The following is a 16,378-nucleotide window of genomic DNA, read 5'->3' on the forward strand; positions in this document are numbered from 1 at the left end:
GGGGTTCAGTATCGCGTGCGGGCCGGCTGATTGAGGCGCAGCAGGCCGGTGCGTGTGCCGTCGATCGCGATCTCGGTGACGGCCGCGTTGTCCAGCCGCGGGAACACCGTGCGGTAGGTCTCGAGCGGGATGCCGAGCAGTGCGCACAAGGTCAGCCTGATCAGGGTGTTGTGCGCGACGACCAGCACGGTCTCGCCCGGCGCTTCGGCGGCGATCCCGCGCAGGGCCTTCGCTCCGCGGGCGGCCGCGTCCGCCGTGGGCTCCGAACCGGGGAAGGCGCCGGTCACGGGATCGGCGAGAAACCTCGCGACCGCATCGGGATCCGTCGCCGCCAGTTCGTCCCTGGTGCGTCCCTCCATCAGTCCGAAGTGGACTTCACGCAATTCGTCGACCACTCGTAGCGGCAGGCCCAGGGCCTTGGCCGACGGCTCCGCCGTGCGACGCGCCCGGCTCTGCGGTGAGCAGAACACCGCGGTCGGCCGGGCCGCCGCGGCGAATCCGGCGAGCTCGTCCGCCTGCTTGAGTCCTTCCTCGGTCAGCGCGACGTCGCTGCTGCCCGCGTACCGGTTCTCGGCATGCCATTCGGTCTGGCCGTGCCGTGCCACTAACAACCGTGCGAACACGGGATCCCTCCTCGGGGCTTGTCCAGATCACATCATCGATGTTAACTTAACAGCATCGATGTGAAAGGAGATGCCGGATGGCACTCGCCGCGGTGGTGTTCGACCTGGACGGTGTCCTCGTCGACAGTGAACACCTCTGGGAGGAGAACTGGGTGGCGTACGCCGCCCGGCACCGGACCGAATGGACCGCTGAGGACACCGCGTCCGTACAGGGGATGAGCGCGCCCGAATGGGCCGCGTACCTCGCGAAGCGGTCCGGCACGCCGGAAAGCGCGGCCGACGTCGAGCGGGCCGTGGTGGACGGCATGATCGCCGCGATCGAGGCGGGAGAGGCGCCCCTGCTGCCGGGCGCCGGCGAAATGGTCCGCGAGGTGAGCGCGAAGTTCCCGGTCGCGCTGGCGTCGTCGGCCGCCCGCCGCGTGATCGACGCGGTCCTCGACAAACACGGCCTCACCGGCGAGTTCAGCGCGACCGTGTCCAGTGCCGAGGTCGCCAGGGGCAAACCGAGTCCGGACGTCTATCTCGAAGCCGCCGCCAGGCTCGGTCGGTCCGGCGAGGAGTGCCTCGGCGTCGAAGACTCCAGCAACGGCATCCGCGCCGCCGCCGCGGCCGGGCTCACCGTGATCGCGCTGCCGAATCCGGTGTACCCGCCGAAGCCGGACGCGCTGGAACTGGCCGCCGCGGTCGCGGAGAACAACGACGACGTGCGTCGCAAGCTGCTCGCGTACCTGTCCGGTGAACTCGCGGAGGCGAGCGGGCGATGACGGTCCTGGGTGCCGCGGAGACGTTCAAACGCGACTGGCTGGACGGGTTCGTCACCGCCTACGGGCGTTCGGTGCGCAAGGTCCCCGGCGCCTATGGAGTACTGCGTCGAGAAGAAGCCGAACGCAAGGTCGCGGTGGTGATCGGCGGTGGCTGCGGGCACTATCCCGCGTTCGCCGGCCTGGTCGGTCCCGGTCTCGCCGACGGCGCGGTGGTGGGTGACGTGTTCACCAGCCCGAGCGCTGAGCAGGTCTACCGCACCGCGCGAGCCGCCGAGAGCGGCGCCGGAGTGCTCTTCGGTTACGGCAACTACCAAGGCGACGTCCTGCACTTCGGGCTCGCCGCGCGCAGGCTGGCGGCCGAGGGCGTCGAGAGCCGCACGATCCTGGTCACCGACGACATCGCCAGCGGTCCCGCCGACGCGCCGGAACGGCGTCGCGGTGTCGCGGGCGACTTCCTGGTCTTCAAGATCGCTGGTGCCGCCGCCGAACGCGGTGACGACCTGGCCGCCGTGCACGCGGTGGCGGAGAAGGCGAACGCGAACACCCGGACCTTCGGGGTGGCTTTCGGTGGGTGCACCCTGCCCGGCGCGTCCGCCCCGCTGTTCACCGTCGGCGAGAGCGAGATGGAACTGGGGCTCGGTATCCACGGCGAACCCGGCGTGCGCACCGTCGGCAGGCTGAGCGCCCGCGAGCTGGCCGACGAGCTGGTCGACGGCCTCCTCCCGGAACTGCCGGAGGGCGACGGACGCGTCGTGGTCCTGCTGAACGGGCTGGGCCGCACCAAATACGAAGAGATGTTCGCGACCTACACCCGGGTGCACGAGCGGCTCGCCGAGGCGGGGCTCAGCCCGCTGCACACCGAGGTCGGCGAATTCGTCACGTCGCTCGACATGGCCGGAGTCTCGCTGTCGATCCTGGTGCTCGACGACGAACTCGCCGAGCTCTACGCCGCACCCTGTGACACCCCGGGCTACCGGAGCACCGGTGCGGCGCTGGCCCAGATCCCACTGGAGTCCACAGTGGACTCGTTGCTGGCGGAGACCGAGCCAGGGCAAGGCATCGTGGACCGGGCGCTGACGGCGGCTCTGCACGTCATCGAAGCCAGCGAAGCCGAACTCGGCCGGTTGGACGCGGTCGCCGCCGACGGTGACCACGGCCTGGGCATGACCAGGGGGATACGGGCCGCGGTGGCCGCCGCGAGGCGAGACGGGGATTCGCCGTCGACAGCGCTCTTGGCGGCGGGGACGGCGTTCGCCGACGCGGCGGGCGGCGCTTCCGGGGCGCTGTACGGAGTCCTGCTGGCCGAGACCGGCGCCGGAATCCAGGGCCGGTCCGGAGACGAGGTCACCGCGGAAGTGCTCGCGGACGCCGTGGACGGTGCCGTGGCGGCCTTCGTCGAACTGGGCAAGGCCGAGCCCGGAGAGAAGACCATGCTCGACGCCATCGAGCCGTTCCGGCTGGCGTTGCGCGCACAGGCCGAGGCGGGCGCCGATGTCCCGCAGGCCTGGCAGAAAGCGGCCCAGGTCGCGGTGAGCGCGGCCGAGGCCACGGCGGACCTGCTGCCCGCCAAGGGACGGGCGGCGCGGTTGGCGCAGCGGAGCAAAGGGCACCCCGATCCCGGGGCCACCTCGTTCGCGCTGCTCGTCACCGCGGTCGGCCAGGCGCTGGGAAAGGAAGACTGAATGCGGATCGTGGTGGCGGCGGACAACGCCGGGGTGGCACTCAAGGACCAGCTGCGTGACCTGCTCCTCGCCGACGACAGGGTGGACGAGGTCACCGACCTGGGTGTCGCCGACGGATCGGACGACAAGGCGTACCCGTTGCTCGGGCTCGCGGCGGCGGAAACGATCGCGCGAGGCGAGGCGGATCGCGGAGTCCTGGTCTGTGGCACCGGGATCGGGATGGCCATCTCGGCGAACAAGGTTCCCGGTGTCCGGGCCACGGTCGCGCACGACTCTTACTCGGCCGAGCGTTCGGTCAAGTCGAACGACTGCCAGGTGATCACCTTCGGCGCGCGGGCGATCGGCCCGGAACTGGCGAAGAAGATCGTCGCCGAATGGGTCGGCTACCGCTTCGACCCGGCCTCGGCCAGCGCGAGCAAGGTCGCGCACATCACCGAATACGAGCAAGCTCACTAGAGCCGAGCACGAGCAAGTTCATCAGAACTGCCCGAGTGCGGGCACGGAGAGAGGACGCAGAGTTGCGGATACTCGCTGCGGGAGACCATTTCGTCGGCACCGGCCTGCTGGCCGACGCCGTCCGTGCCGAGATCGGCGCCGGGCACCAGTTCTCGGAACTGACCCTGCCGTGGCCGGTGGAGCCGTTCGGCCCGGTCGCGAACGTGCACGAGGCCAGCGGCACCGAGGAGCAGGTGATCGAGGCCCTGGCCGGCGCCGAGGTCGCGGTGACTCAGATGGCGCCCTTCACCAAGCAGGTGTTCGCGGCCGCGCCGGGCCTCAAGCTCGTGTCGGTGTGCCGGGGTGGCCCGGTCAACGTCGACCTCGCCGCGGCCACCGAGGCAGGTGTCGCGGTGACCTACGCGCCCGGCCGCAACGCCGGTGCCGCCGCCGAATTCGCGGTCGGGATGATCCTGGCCGCGATGCGCCGGATCTCGACGTCCTCCGCCGAATTGCTGGGCGGGACCTGGCGCGGCGACTACTACGCCTACGACCAGACCGGCCTCGAACTCGACGGGACCACGGTCGGCCTGGTCGGCTACGGCGCGATCGGCGCGCGAGTGGCCAAGGTGCTCGTCGCGTTCGGTGCGAAGGTGCTGGTCTCGGACCCGTTCGCCGACCCCGCTCGCATCAGTGCCGACGGCGCGGAGCTCGTCGGACTGGACGAGCTGCTGCGCCGCAGTTTCGTGGTGAGCCTGCACGCCCGGCTCACCGAAGAGACCCGCCACCTGATCGACGCCGCCAAACTCGCGCTGCTGCCCCGAGGCGCGGTCCTGGTCAACACCGCGCGCGGCGGCCTCCTCGACTACTCCCCGCTGCCGGAGGCTCTGCGCTCGGGACGGCTCGGCGCGCTCGCGCTCGACGTGTACGACGTCGAGCCGCCGCCCGCCGACTGGGCCCTGCGGGACGCGCCGAACGTGATCGCGACCCCGCATCTCGCCGGTGCCAGCAGGCAGACGGCGGAGCGGGCGGCGAGCATCGTCGCCGCCGAGGTCGGCCGGTACTCCCGCGGGGAGGCACTCGCGAATCTGGCGAATCCCGAGGTTCTGCGGCCATGATCATCGGCGTCGACATCGGCACGTCACTGACCAAGGCGGTCGTCTTCGACAAGGCCGGGATGTCCGTGGCGAGCGCGTGCACCACGTCCGAGGTGCACCACCTGCCGGGAGGGCTGGTCGAACAAGACCTCGACCAGGTACTCGGCACCGTGGCGACGGTGGTGCGCGAGGTCGCCGCCGGACTCGACGGTCCGGTCACCGCGCTGGCGCTCACCGGCCAGGGTGACGGCCTGTGGCTGCGCGACGAAGCCGGAGAGGCCGTCCGGCCCGCGATCTCCTGGCTCGACGGGCGGGCGAACTCCCTGCTGGCCGAATGGCAGGCAGCCGGGGTGACCAGGGAAGTGTTCCGCCGCACCGCGTCGGGCATGTTCCCCGGCAGCGCGGCGGCGATCATGTCCTTTTTGGACACTCGCGAGCCGGAGTCGCTCGACAGGGCCGCGGTGGCGGGCTACTGCGTCGACGCGGTGCTCCAACGGCTGACCGGCGAGATCACCGTCGACGCGTCGGACGCTTCACTGCCTTTCCTCAACCCGGCCACCCGGCACTACGACGAAGGCGCCATCGCGGCCGTCGGTCTCTCCCATCGCCGAAGTCTCTTCGCGGAGCCGGCGGCGCCGAAGACCGTGTTCCGTCTGGACGAGCGCGGGGCCGGGCTGCTCGGTCTTCCCGTCGGGCTGCCGGTCACGGCGGGGCCGTTCGACCTGCCCGCGAGCGCCATCGGCGCCGGTGTGCGACGGGCGGGCGACGGCATCCTCACCGCCGGGACCACGCTCGCCTGCCAGGTCCTGACGGACTCGGCGGTGTTCGATCCGGAGGGCGAGCCCGCGGGGATGTTCCTCTGCACCCCGGAAGAAGGCGAGTTCCTCCGGGCGATGCCGGCGATGGTCGGCACCGCGGGAATCGACTGGGTGTGCCGTCTGTTCGGGATCGCGGTCGAGGAGATCGGCTCCCTGCTCGACACCAGTAAACCCGGCGCGGGAGGTGTTCGCGCACTGCCGTTCCTCTCCGCGTCCGGAGAGCGAGCGCCGTTCGTCGACGCCTCGGCGAGGGCGCAGTTCTCTGGGCTGAGCCTGGAGAGCGAACGTGGCGACGTCGTCCGCGCGCTGTGCGAGTCGATCGCCTACGCGGCGAAGCACTGCTTCGACGCGGCCGGGCTCACCGGCACGTTGTACGCCTGCGGAGGCGGGGTCCGCTCACTTGAGTGGACTCGCATCTTCGCCGACGTTCTCGGCCGTCCCATCGTGATCCCCGGCGATCCCGGGGTCGGCGCCCGGGGCGCGGTGATCGTCGCCGCGGACGCGCTCGGCGAACCGGTCGACAGGGAACTGTGGGCGGAGAGCGCCCGCGTCGTCGAGGTCAGGCCCGGGAACGTAAGTTTCTACGAGCAGGGCTACGCCGACTACCAGGCCTCACTGGCCGCGGCTCGTGGACTGTGGAGGTTGTGAGGGTGATCCTGGCCAAGGAGCGTTTGGCGGTCTGCGAATTCGCCCGTCGGATGACCGCCGACGGACTCGTGGTCGGCACGTCCGGGAACGTCTCCGCGAGGCAAGGCGAGCTCGTCGCGGTGACCCCGACCGGGGTCGACTACGCCGGGCTGCGTCCGGAGGACGTGCCGGTGGTCCGCCTCGACGGCGAGATCGTCGAAGGCTCCCTCAAACCCACCAGCGAACTCCCGATGCACCTCACGGTGTACCGGGACGCGGTGGATCCGGAAGGCAAGGCGATCTCCGCCGTGGTGCACACGCATTCCGTGCACGCCACGGCCGTCTCCACTCTCGTCACCGAGGTGCCGCCGATCCACTACATGCTCGCTGCGATCGGCCCGACGGCCCGCGTCGCGTCCTACGCGACGTACGGCACCGAAGAGCTCGCCAAAGCCATGCTGGAAGCCCTGGAGGGCCGCCGAGGCTGTCTCCTGGCCAACCACGGCACCACGACGTTCGGCGAGAGTCTCAGCGCCGCGTACAGCCGGGCACAGCAGCTCGAATGGGTCTGCCAGGTCTGGCTGACGGCCCGGGCGGCGGGAACCCCGAACCTGCTCCCGCCCGCCGAGATCGAGCACGTCGTGGAGAAGCTCCGCGGCTACGGCCAGCGCTAGACCGCCGGCCAGGAGACAGCGCCTATGAGGCCGCGGGCTCGGCTTCGAGATCCACGGCGTGCACCGCGTCGAGGAGTTCGACGACCGTCGGGTCGTCGACCGCTTCCTTGATGCACTGCCACAACTGAAGATTCGCCAACGCCCATCGTGAGTAGTTCTCCGCGGCCTTGGGGTTGTAGAAGTAGTAGCCGCTGTCGTGGACATCGCGTTGCTCACCGACGATCTTGTGTGCGAGCTCGCGGAGGCTCAGCCCGTTTTCCCGCAGATAGCGGTGGGCGAGGACGACAGGCGTCACCGGCAGCGCCTTGAACAGCGTGTCGGCGTCGCTCAACGCCTGTGCTTCGAGCGAGATGTGCCGGCCTCTGGTGGCCATTTCGGCCTCGTCGACGAGTTCGTCGATCCACCGGGCGACGGTGTCCTCGACCCCGCATTCCCGCAGGATGCCCATCCGGAGGTCTCGCCCGGCGGCCGCGGGGGAGTTCCGGAGCACGATGTAGTTCACGTCGTGCACCAGTGCCGCCACCTCGACGACGGTGCGGTCCGCACCGTTGTGTTCGGCGAACCCCGCGGCCTTGGCCCGGACGAAACTCACGTGGTGCCAGCCGTGGAACTGCAGTTTGTCCGCATAACGCCAGCAGAGTTGCCGGACGCGATGCTCGACGGCGTCGATGGTCTGGGAAGGAATCGTGCTCTTTCGCGCGCGCATACACCTCTCCGATCCCGTTTACAGACGGGTGGAGTAATGGTATGCGCCTTCGACGGCGGTGTGTAGTTAGATGCGCCCGGCCAGATCCCCCAATCGGACCTCCACCGGAACGTGACGGTGCCCTATTCCGGTCTTCGGGTCATAGGAAAGACTGAACTCGCTTACGGGGCGTGATTTCACCAAAAACGTCATAGTCCCTTCGGTGGCTTCGGGAATGCGGTGGAACTCGTCCGCGTACATGACGCCTACCGACCCCGTCTGACACAGCGTGCTACGTCGTAACCGAACCGATGTGATCAATCCGGAAAGTTGGTCACGCAAGGTCGAGTACCGCTCGTGGACATAGTTGCCGCGGAGGATCGTGGTGCAGAAGTGATACCTGTGGTTGTGCACGGAATCGGCGTAACCCTCACGCCAGTCCGCCGGTGCCTTGTACTCGTGCAACCAGACCGAAAAGGGGTCCGTCGGGGAATCGAGCAGGCACCAGGCGAAATGGGTGGTGGTCTCCCGGGATCGTTCGAGTACCGCGCTCGCCTCGTCCGGGCTCAGCGAATCCAGGTGACGGCGGAGATCGTCGCGCAGGTCGGGTCTTGACGTCCAGTCCCGGAAGATCTCGTCGACGATCTGCCAGTGCTGCGCCAGTGGCAGGTCCGTGGTCCGGAGCAGCGCGGAGAGCCGGGTGAGGGGGGACAAGCGAGTGAGCAACATCAGCTCCTCAAATCTAGTGCTCTGCGACGCCGAGAAGTCAGGGGTTCAACTCGGCGAGTTTGGTGAACTCCTTCCGGAAGGCGTGGAATTTCCCTTCCAGCTCCAGGAAGTTCTCTTCGGAAAGTGGAGATCCGGTGATTTTTTCGTACAGGGCGAGGAAATCCGTCCTCGTCGTGGTGGTGGAGATGCGGAAGTGCCGTCCGGAACGGGATTGGGAAATCCGCAGGAACTCGGACCGTTCCTTGTTGTACAGAAAGGAACCTTCGCTGAACCGCAGCGTTCGCGGATACAGCGTGGTCGCGCCGCGGATGTCGCTGTACAAGGTCACCCATACGCTCTCGTCGAACACTTCGAGGCGGTCCAGCGGCGGATCGGCGACGACGGTGATGTCCACCAGCGAGCACCGGCCACGCGCCAGGAACAGTCCGACCAGGCCGATGCTGATCTCGTCGTCGAGCCTGGCCTGGATCGTCTCGTAGTCCATTCCCGCTTCCTCGCTGCGGAGGAGATAGCGCGCCCTGCCACTGATGGCGCCCTCGTCCCGCGGGTCGGCGATGACCACGCGAAGCTCCCTTTCGGTGCGGGACAACAGCAAACGGGCCGCGGCGTGCCTGGCGGAGAACCCTCGGAAGAAGTAGTGCCTGGTCACGTCGAGGTCTTCGGTCATGACCCGGTTGAACAGCGGATCCGGATCGGTGGTCGCCTCGAAGACGTGGGTGGGGAAGAATTCCTTGTTGAGCGAACGGTATTCGGCGCTGAGCGCTTCCAGCGCGCGGCGGCTTTCCTCGATCACGGGGGTCACCATCGCGCGCTGTGACGCGGTGGCGGTGATCAGGGTCTGGCCGAAGCCGACCACCGCGGAGATCAGCGTGCCGGTGCCCAGCGAAGTGAGCAGCGTCTTGCCGGCGCCGGGATCCATCGTGCTGGAGATCCACAGGCTGAGGCCCGCGACGACGATCAGTACGGTGAGCAGCAGGCTTGTCCTGGTCCAGAAGATCTCTTGCAGTGGGGTACGGCGGAGCCGGTCGGCTTCCGCGGGCACGGGGTTCACCTCCTTGATCCGCACTCGAACGGACGAACGCATTGCGTATCTGTTCGAGTGCGGGGAGTTACTCTACGCGCATCGTGACAATGTCGAAATAAGAAATTCGGGGGAAAGGTACCAACAGCGAACGTGACGCACGGCTATACCTTATTCGGCACCGGGGTTTCCCCGAAACAGGAGAAAACCGCTCACGGAGAGTGCGGGAGGATCCCTTCATATCAAGCGGGGCCGGGCTTCGCCGACGACAGTGTTTCGACAACCGCCGAAGACGGCGCGGTGTACACCGTGGGGAAGTCGATCTCGCCCTCGGCGGGATCCAGGGTCCAGGCGAGCCGCTCATCCTCCGGCGAATTCCGTTGCAAGAAAGGAAAGTGGGCGTCCGCGCCGTTGTTGTTGCCCCTAGGGTCGAGCCGGATCCACCGGTCGAGGCCGGCGAGGTACACGCCGTTGAGCCCGTGCAGAACGCCGATCCGCTGATGGCAGAACCCGGCAGGGATGCCTTGGCTGCGCAGCAAAGCGGCCAGCAGGTGGGCCTTCGCGTAGCAAAGACCGACCCGCTCCCTTAGCGTCTCGGAGGCCAGAAGGGTGACCCGGGCATCGGCGGCGTCCACCGTATGGGCGATCTCGTCGCGCACGAAGTGAAACATCGAACGAATCACGTCGACTTCGGTGCCGCCGGTCGGTGACAGTCTGTCAGCCGTTTCGCGGATCAGCGGATGGTCGTGATCGATCACCGCGTCGGCGACGAGATAGTCTTCGAGGCGCTCGGATTCGATCTTCAGCGGGATTTTCACGCGACTCCGTCCAGCACGGCGTCGACGGCGTCTTCGAGGAATTCCGGGCCGGCTTCGCCGCCGCGCAGCAGCAGCCGGAACCAGATCGCCCCCGCGAGCAGATCCATCACCAGGACCGGATCGACGCCGTCGCGCAGTTCGCCCCGCGCGGTCGCGCGGGCGAAGATCGGCTCCTCGCGCGCCATGCGATCGGCGAAGAAACTCCGTGCGACCTCGCCGAGTTCCGGACGGCGTGGCCCGGCGGTGAGGGTCGCGACGACGGCGGGCGAGGTCTGTTCCGAAGTCAGCAGCCGCAGGATGTGTGCCGACACGGCGAGCAGATCGCCGCGCAGGCTCCCGGTGTCCGGGACGTCGAGGGCGAACAGTCCCGAATCGCGCAGCGCCGCCGCCAGTAGCGCGTCCTTTGAAGGCCACCACCGATACAGCGTCGTCTTGTTGACGCCGGACCGGGCGGCGACGGCCTCGATGGCGAGCTTGTCGTAGCCGTGCTCGGCCAGCAGTTCGAGGGTGGCGGCGAAGATCGCCTCGGCCTTGCGCGGACCGTTCTGCGTGCTCACGACCAGAGAATACAACGCACCGTTGCGTTGCATTCTGAAGAGGGCTACTTTGCAACGCAACGGTGCGTTGCATTCAGGAGGTCGTCCATGGTCCCCGTCGTCTTCGTCCACGGCATCCGGCTCAGCGGTGCCGCCTGGTCCGAACAACTCGAACTGCTGGGTCATCCCGCGAAAGCGGTCGATCTGCCGGGCCACGGCAGCCGCCGGGGCGAGCGGTTCACCCTGGACGGCGCGGTCGACGCCGTCGCCGAGGCCATCGACGAGCCCGCCCTGGTCGTCGGGCATTCCCTCGGCGGATACGTCGCGATGGCCGCGGCCGCGCGGCACCCGGAAAGGGTGGCCGGGCTCGTCGTCGCGGGCTCCACGTATCTGCCGGACAAGACGCTGGAGGTGCTCTTCGGTCTCGCGCACAAGGTCCTGATGCGGCTCCCGGATCGCGGCGAAGGACTCAGCCGCCGTCAGTTCCGGACCGCGCTGCCGCCGAAGATCGCCGAGGCCGTGATCGGCGGTGGCATCGCGACCGAGGTGATCCCGGGCGTCGCCGAGGCCCTCGCCGGTTTCGACGTGCTCGCCGAACTCGGTACCTACCCGGGCCCGGTCTGGCTGATCAACGGCTCACGCGACCACTTCCGCCGCCACCAACGCCGCTTCCTCGCCGCCTGCGCCGACGGCAGGCTGATCACCGTTCCCCAGGCTGGCCACTACCTGCCGATGGTGCGCGGCAAGGAATTCGCTCAGCTGGTGCTCGACGCGGCCCGCGGCCTTCCGTCGGTCATCCGCCCGAGCTAGCCGACCGGCAGGATCGAACCGCCTTGGCTGGTGAGCTGGGTGGCCAGCCGGACCGGTCCCTGATGCGGAGCCAAGACGATCGAGGCGAAGGAGGTCGCACTGGACCCGGCCCCGTAGTTGGTCTGGAGATGCACGCTGACGTGGACGTTCCGGTCGGCGGGAACCTCGAACGTGACCGAACCCCACGAGACCACGTACTGCCTGCCGTCGATGCTCACGAAAGGCACATAGGTCTGCCTCATGGTGGGGAACGGACGTACGTCGACGGTGAGCAGGCGGCGCTCGCCGTCGTGGTTGTCGACGTAGGGGATCACCCCGGGCTGGCTGGCTAGATCGGACATTCGCGGGCTCCCTCAGAACTGGTAGTAGAGGAACGGGCTGAACGTCCCGGTCGCGATCAGGATGGCCGCGTACACCAGCCCGACGGTCATCACGCCGATCCGCAGCGCCGTCGCCGGGCGGCTACGGGACGACTCCAGCAGCGGCCCGGTCACCGGATGCGCGGGCAGGAACACGATCGCCAGCGCGCACAGCAGGATGAGCAGCCGCTGGTTGGTCACCGCGCTTTCGACGACGTCGGTGAGGCCGGTGAAGTCCGGCAGCACCATGTGCCCGATCATGCCGAGCGCGTGCGGCAGATCCTTGGCGCGGAAGAACACCCAGCCGAACACCACCAGCACGAGCGTCAGCGCGCGGCGGCCGATGCGGGCGGCCTGGGTCTTCGGGGTGACGTCGTAGCCGAAAGCGCGTTCCACGATCAGCAGCGCGCCGTGGTAGACGCCCCAGATCAGGAACGTCCACTGCGCGCCGTGCCAGAACCCGGTCAGCACGAACACGATGCACAGGTTCCGGTACGTGTGCCCGGCGCCGGTGCGGTTGCCGCCCAGCGGGATGTAGACGTAGTCGCGGAACCAGCGCGACAGCGACATGTGCCAGCGCCGCCAGAACTCGGTGATGGTCACCGACGAGTACGGCCGCGCGAAGTTCTCCGGGAGCCGGAAACCGAGCATCCTCCCGAGCCCGATCGCCATGTCGGAGTATCCGGAGAAGTCGAAGAACAGCTGGAGCGTGTACCCGATCGCGCCGAGCCAGGCGATCGCGAAGGTCATCTGATCCGGTGGCGTGTTGAAGCAGGCGTCCACCATCGGGCTGAGCGAGTCCGCGATGATCGTCTTCTTGCACAGCCCGAGCGCGAAACGCGGGAAACCGGCGGCGATGTCGTCGAGGCGGTGTGACCGCTGCTGCGGCAGCTGGTCGGCGATCTCGCGGTACCGCACGATCGGCCCGGCCACCAGCTGCGGGAACATCGCGATGTACGCGGCGAACGCCACCGGGTTGCGCAGCGCGCGGCGTTCACCGCGGTAGATGTCCACCACGTACGAGATGTGGTGGAACGTGTAGAACGAGATGCCGATCGGGATGACCAGGTCGGCCACCGGGAATCCGCCGCCGAACCAGTGCGTCACGGCCGCGATCTGCTGCGTCGCGAACCCCGCGTACTTCCAGATCAGCAGCATGCCGACGTTGAGGCCGATGACCCCGAGCAGCAGCCGCTTGCGCCGCTTGTTCTGCAGGTCCCACGCGTTCGGCTCCAGCGCGGGCCCGGCCAGGTAGTTGACCACCATGCAGCCCAGCAGCACCAGCGTGTACGGACCGGCGCCGGTGGCGTAGAAGATCAGGCTGCCGACCGCGACGATGCCGTTCCGCCAGCTGCGTGGGCACAGCAGCACGGCGAGCAGTACCGCCGGCATGAAGTACCACAGGAACAGTGGCGAAATGAACGACATCGGTGCGGGGTCCCCCAGGGCGGTTACGCGTTATCCGCTGGTGACCTTAGCCTGAGACCCCCGCCCGGTGTCGATGAACTGCGTGTGACGAAGTGCGGGGTCAGACACGTCCCGCGATACGGCGGCGCCGCGCCACCTCGGCCAGCAGCACCCCGGCCGCGACCGAAGCGTTGAGCGACTCGACACCGGCGGACATCGGGATCGACACCGTGGCGTCGCAGGTCTCGCGCACGAGCCGGGAAAGCCCGCGGCCTTCCGAGCCGAGCACGATGACCAGCGGATCCGCCGCGAGGTCCAGTTCGTCGATGTCGACCGAGCCGTCCGCGTCGAGGCCGACGACCATCAGACCGGCCTCCTTCCACGCCTTCAGCTGACGGGTCAGGTTGGTCGCGACGGCGATCGGCAGCTTGGCGGCGGTGCCGGCGGAGGTCCGCCACGCGACCGCGGTCATCCCCGCGCTGCGCCGTTCCGGTAGGAGGACACCTTGCGCGCCGAACGCGGCGGCCGACCGGATCACCGCGCCGAGGTTGCGCGGGTCGGTGACGCCGTCGAGCGCGACGAACAGCGGGGTCTGGCCCGAGTCCTTCGCCACCGCCATCAGGTCGTGCGGGTCGGCGTACTGGAAGGGCGGCACCTGCAGGCCCAGGCCCTGGTGCATGGCCCGGTTGGTCTTGCGGTCGAGTTCCTCGCGCGGGATCTCCAGGATCGAGATGCCCTTGTCGCCCGCGAGCCGGACGGCCTCGTTGACGCGGTCGTCGATCTCGATGTTGATCGCGACGTACAGCGCGGTGGCCGGGACGTCGGCGCGCAGCGCCTCGACCACCGGGTTGCGCCCGGCGATCAGCTCCGGCTTGTCGGCCTTCTTCTGCCGGGCCTGTTCCTTGCGGTCACGCGCGTTGGCGGTGCGGTACGCCTTGTGCCCGGGCCGGTCCTCGGCCTTGGGCGTCGGGCCCTTGCCTTCGAGGCCCTTCCGGCGCTGGCCGCCGGAGCCGACGACCTGACCCTTCTTCGTGCCGGGCTTGCGAATAGCGCCCTGGCGCCGGGAGTTGCCTGCCATGAGTGAGAATTCCTTGAGCTAGAAACCGAGTAAGTGTCAGACGTCCTTGACGGTCCACTGTGGACCGTTCGGGGTGTCTTCCACCACGATGCCCGCCTGCTGGAGGCGGTCACGCGCGGCGTCCGCACGGGCGAAGTCCTTCTCGGCGCGGGCCTGCTGCCGTTCGGTGAGCAGCCCTTCCACGAGATCGGACAGTGCCTGCCGGGTGGGCGTTTCGTTGCCGCCCGCCTCGGACCAGCGCGCGGAGAGCGGGTCGAGGCCGAGCACGTCGGTCATCGCGCGCACGGAGGCGGCGATTTCGCGTGCCTTGGAATTGTCGGCCGCGTCGAGGGCCGCGTTACCGTCGCGGACCGTGTTGTGCAGCACTGCGAACGCCTGCGGGGTGGCCAGGTCGTCGTCGAGCGCGGCGGCGAATCCGGCCGGGATCTCGCCGAGGTGCACCGCGCCCGCGATGCCGGCCGTGCGCCGGAGGAACTGCTCGATCCGCCGGTAGCCCTGCGCGGCCTCGGCGACGGCTCCGTCCGAGTACTCGACCGTCGACCGGTAGTGCGGCTGGACCAGGTAGTACCGCAGTTCGGGCGCCCGGTAGTGCTTGAGCATCTCCGGGATCGACACCGTGTTGCCCAGCGACTTGGCCATCTTCTCGCCGGCCATGGTCACCCACGCGTTGTGCAGCCAGAACCGCGCGAATCCATCGCCCGCCGCGTTGGACTGGGCGCGCTCGTTCTCGTGGTGTGGGAACACCAGGTCGACGCCGCCGCCATGGATGTCGAACTCCGCGCCGAGGTACGCCGTCGCCATCGCCGAGCATTCGAGGTGCCAGCCGGGACGGCCGGAGCCCCACGGCGTCGGCCAAGACGGCTCGCCCGGCTTCGCGCTCTTCCACAGCGTGAAGTCGCGTGGATCGCGCTTGGCCTCGCCGCCGCGCTTGTCTTCACCCTGCTGGACCTCGTCGAGCTTCTGGCCGGACAGCTCGCCGTAGCCGTCGAACGCCTTGACCGAGAAGTACACGTTGCCGTCCGCGGCGTACGCGTGCCCGCCGTCGATCAGCCGCTGCATCAGCTCGACCATCTGCGTCACGTGCCCCGTCGCCCGGGGGGCGATCGAAGGCGGGAGGCAGCCCAGCGACTCGTACGCCGATTCGAAGGCGCGCTCGTGCGTGGCCGCCCACTCCCACCAAGGGCGATCCGCGGCGGCGGCCTTGACGAGGATCTTGTCGTCGATGTCGGTGACGTTGCGGACCATCAGCACGTCGAGTCCACTGTGGACGAGCCAGCGACGGAGGACGTCGTAGTTCAGCGCGCCGCGGATGTGGCCGATGTGGGGGATGCCCTGCACGGTGGCACCACACACGTACATGGACGCCGTTCCGCTACGGGCAGGGTGGAATTCCCGCACGCTCCGGGTCGCGGTGTCATAGAGGTGTAGTGCCACCCCAAAAGGGTACGGGGTCGGCGTGAGCGGCGTCGCAGTGACCGTATTACAGCACGTTATGGGTACGCAGGGCGTTGAGGAGAGCGTCCGGGCGCTCCGTCGTCGGCAACGGCTCTACCAGCGCGAACGCGCAGCCGATCTCGCGCGCGGCGCCGTCGGCCTCTTCGCTGTCGCCGACCATGAGCGTCTCGGCCGGGTCGACGCCGAGCCGCTCGATCGCCGTCCGGAAGATCTCCGGCTCCGGCTTCACCGCTCCGACCTCGAACGACAGGATGAACTCGTCGACGAAGGCGTCCCAGCCGCGGCGGCCGAAGGCGGGCCGGATGTCGAAGGCGATGTTGCTCAGCACCCCGACCTGGACGCCCTTGCCCGAGAGGCCCTTGAGGGCGGCTTCGGTGTCCGGGTACGGCGTCCACTGGGTGGGATCGATCAGCCGGGTGTAGAGCGCGACGGCCTGGTCGGCGTGCGGCACCCCGGACTGCTTCAGGACCTCCAGGTACACCTTGCGGTGGAGCACCGGGTCGCGGTCGCGGTTGTGCCAGGCGTGCAGATGCTCCTCGTCGAGATCGACGACCTGGCCGACCGGCGCGGTCATCCGGCGCATCAGTTCGGTCTGGGCTTCGAGGTCGAGCCGCTCGCCGTCGTGGTCGGTGAGGTCGGCGAGCCAGGTCTCGTCCTGCTCGAGCCGGAAGACCGTGCCGGAGAAATCGAACAACACAGCGCGAAAGGTCACGAGGTCCACATTAGCCACGATCGTGGGACCTTCGCCTCTCTTCGCGTG

At 68.6% G+C, this 16,378-nt stretch carries 18 protein-coding genes; 7 read left to right on the plus strand and 11 right to left on the minus strand.

Annotation, left to right across the window (positions count from 1 at the left end; all coding sequences use genetic code 11):
- Window positions 1-5: 5 nt before the first annotated feature.
- Window positions 6-623 carry a histidine phosphatase family protein gene (locus IE302_RS24130; RefSeq protein ID WP_191256738.1) on the minus strand — a complete coding sequence of 206 codons (618 nt, stop codon included), beginning with the start codon at window positions 621-623 and terminating at the stop codon, window positions 6-8.
- 77 nt (window positions 624-700) lie between these two features.
- Between IE302_RS24130 and IE302_RS24135 the strand changes: the two genes are divergently transcribed.
- The 6 genes from IE302_RS24135 to IE302_RS24160 all read left to right on the plus strand — a co-directional run bounded on the left by IE302_RS24135 (window position 701) and on the right by IE302_RS24160 (window position 6,720).
- Window positions 701-1,387, plus strand: a complete 687-nt coding sequence (locus IE302_RS24135; protein ID WP_191256739.1) for an HAD family hydrolase — start codon at window positions 701-703, stop codon at window positions 1,385-1,387.
- Window positions 1,384-3,069, plus strand: a complete 1,686-nt coding sequence (locus IE302_RS24140) for a dihydroxyacetone kinase family protein (RefSeq protein ID WP_191256740.1) — start codon at window positions 1,384-1,386, stop codon at window positions 3,067-3,069. The genes IE302_RS24135 and IE302_RS24140 overlap by 4 nt, the downstream gene beginning before the upstream one ends.
- The gene (locus tag IE302_RS24145) at window positions 3,070-3,525 is read left to right on the plus strand and encodes a ribose-5-phosphate isomerase (RefSeq protein ID WP_005165292.1); all 456 of its coding nucleotides are present in this window, start codon (window positions 3,070-3,072) and stop codon (window positions 3,523-3,525) included. It abuts the gene before it with no gap.
- A gap of 62 nt (window positions 3,526-3,587) precedes the next feature.
- The gene (locus tag IE302_RS24150; protein ID WP_191256741.1) at window positions 3,588-4,622 is read left to right on the plus strand and encodes a 2-hydroxyacid dehydrogenase; all 1,035 of its coding nucleotides are present in this window, start codon (window positions 3,588-3,590) and stop codon (window positions 4,620-4,622) included.
- Complete coding sequence (locus tag IE302_RS24155; protein WP_191256742.1) at window positions 4,619-6,067, plus strand: FGGY-family carbohydrate kinase; 1,449 nt, start codon at window positions 4,619-4,621, stop codon at window positions 6,065-6,067. The genes IE302_RS24150 and IE302_RS24155 overlap by 4 nt, the downstream gene beginning before the upstream one ends.
- A gap of 2 nt (window positions 6,068-6,069) precedes the next feature.
- Complete coding sequence (locus IE302_RS24160; RefSeq protein ID WP_191256743.1) at window positions 6,070-6,720, plus strand: class II aldolase/adducin family protein; 651 nt, start codon at window positions 6,070-6,072, stop codon at window positions 6,718-6,720.
- Between the two features lie 22 nt (window positions 6,721-6,742).
- Here the strand turns inward: IE302_RS24160 and IE302_RS24165 are convergent, their stop codons facing one another.
- The 5 genes from IE302_RS24165 to IE302_RS24185 all read right to left on the minus strand — a co-directional run bounded on the left by IE302_RS24165 (window position 6,743) and on the right by IE302_RS24185 (window position 10,530).
- Complete coding sequence (locus IE302_RS24165; protein ID WP_191256744.1) at window positions 6,743-7,426, minus strand: HD domain-containing protein; 684 nt, start codon at window positions 7,424-7,426, stop codon at window positions 6,743-6,745.
- A gap of 66 nt (window positions 7,427-7,492) precedes the next feature.
- The gene (locus tag IE302_RS24170) at window positions 7,493-8,131 is read right to left on the minus strand and encodes a hypothetical protein (protein ID WP_191256937.1); all 639 of its coding nucleotides are present in this window, start codon (window positions 8,129-8,131) and stop codon (window positions 7,493-7,495) included.
- Between the two features lie 40 nt (window positions 8,132-8,171).
- Window positions 8,172-9,218, minus strand: a complete 1,047-nt coding sequence (locus tag IE302_RS24175; protein ID WP_191256745.1) for a hypothetical protein — start codon at window positions 9,216-9,218, stop codon at window positions 8,172-8,174.
- A 179-nt stretch (window positions 9,219-9,397) separates the two neighbouring features.
- A complete protein-coding gene (locus tag IE302_RS24180) occupies window positions 9,398-9,973 on the minus strand; it encodes a transglutaminase-like domain-containing protein (protein ID WP_191256746.1) in 576 nt (191 codons plus the stop codon).
- A complete protein-coding gene (locus IE302_RS24185) occupies window positions 9,970-10,530 on the minus strand; it encodes a TetR/AcrR family transcriptional regulator (protein ID WP_191256747.1) in 561 nt (186 codons plus the stop codon). The genes IE302_RS24180 and IE302_RS24185 overlap by 4 nt, the downstream gene beginning before the upstream one ends.
- An 87-nt stretch (window positions 10,531-10,617) precedes the next feature.
- Here IE302_RS24185 and IE302_RS24190 point away from each other — a divergent pair, with 87 nt between their 5' ends.
- Entirely contained in the window at window positions 10,618-11,319 is a 702-nt protein-coding gene (locus IE302_RS24190; RefSeq protein WP_191256748.1) for an alpha/beta fold hydrolase, read from the plus strand.
- Here the strand turns inward: IE302_RS24190 and IE302_RS24195 are convergent.
- From IE302_RS24195 to IE302_RS24215, 5 genes are all read right to left on the minus strand, one after another.
- Window positions 11,316-11,660, minus strand: a complete 345-nt coding sequence (locus IE302_RS24195; RefSeq protein WP_191256749.1) for a hypothetical protein — start codon at window positions 11,658-11,660, stop codon at window positions 11,316-11,318. The genes IE302_RS24190 and IE302_RS24195 overlap by 4 nt on opposite strands.
- A gap of 12 nt (window positions 11,661-11,672) precedes the next feature.
- Window positions 11,673-13,106, minus strand: a complete 1,434-nt coding sequence (locus tag IE302_RS24200; RefSeq protein ID WP_191256750.1) for an MBOAT family O-acyltransferase — start codon at window positions 13,104-13,106, stop codon at window positions 11,673-11,675.
- Window positions 13,107-13,206: 100 nt separating this feature from the next.
- Window positions 13,207-14,163 (minus strand): 23S rRNA (guanosine(2251)-2'-O)-methyltransferase RlmB, encoded by a 957-nt coding sequence (gene rlmB / locus IE302_RS24205; protein ID WP_191256751.1) that lies wholly within the window; start codon window positions 14,161-14,163, stop codon window positions 13,207-13,209.
- Window positions 14,164-14,199: 36 nt separating this feature from the next.
- Window positions 14,200-15,597 (minus strand): cysteine--tRNA ligase, encoded by a 1,398-nt coding sequence (cysS, locus tag IE302_RS24210; RefSeq protein ID WP_191256752.1) that lies wholly within the window; start codon window positions 15,595-15,597, stop codon window positions 14,200-14,202.
- A 46-nt stretch (window positions 15,598-15,643) separates the two neighbouring features.
- Window positions 15,644-16,330 carry an HAD family hydrolase gene (locus IE302_RS24215; RefSeq protein WP_229907916.1) on the minus strand — a complete coding sequence of 229 codons (687 nt, stop codon included), beginning with the start codon at window positions 16,328-16,330 and terminating at the stop codon, window positions 15,644-15,646.
- Window positions 16,331-16,378: the final 48 nt, after the last annotated feature.

Source organism: Amycolatopsis oliviviridis (assembly GCF_014654365.1).
Classification (GTDB): Bacteria; Actinomycetota; Actinomycetes; order Mycobacteriales; family Pseudonocardiaceae; genus Amycolatopsis; species Amycolatopsis oliviviridis.